This window comes from Blautia sp. MSK.20.85 (assembly GCF_013317245.1).
Taxonomy (GTDB): Bacteria; Bacillota; Clostridia; order Lachnospirales; family Lachnospiraceae; genus Blautia_A.
Genome location: NZ_JAAIUN010000136.1, coordinates 1 through 300 on the forward strand (window position 1 = coordinate 1; position 300 = coordinate 300).

1 pseudogene is annotated in these 300 nt (G+C 46.3%); it reads left to right on the forward strand.

Annotated features, from left to right (window positions below):
- Window positions 1–300: pseudogene (locus tag G5B12_RS18610) on the forward strand (CD1107 family mobile element protein); the annotation flags it as partial.

Here is a 300-nt window from a genome sequence, read left to right on the forward strand (position 1 = left end):
CAATAGCAAAGATTGAAGCAAAAGCAGGAAAAGATGGAAGCTGGCAGGATGTAACTGGAAGCGGAAGTATCACGATCTCAGGAAATCAGACAGTGTATGTGCGTGTGACAGATGGTGAGGGGAAAGTCTATGAGCAGAATCGCTCTATCAAGTGTTATGACACAGAAAAGCCGACACTCTCTGCTTCCCTGACAGATGGTGTGTTGACGATTCAGGGGAATGATACAGTATCCGGGATTACTGCGGTAACAGTCAATGGCACCACTTATACAGACTTGAAGGATGGAATGCTGAGAGTGC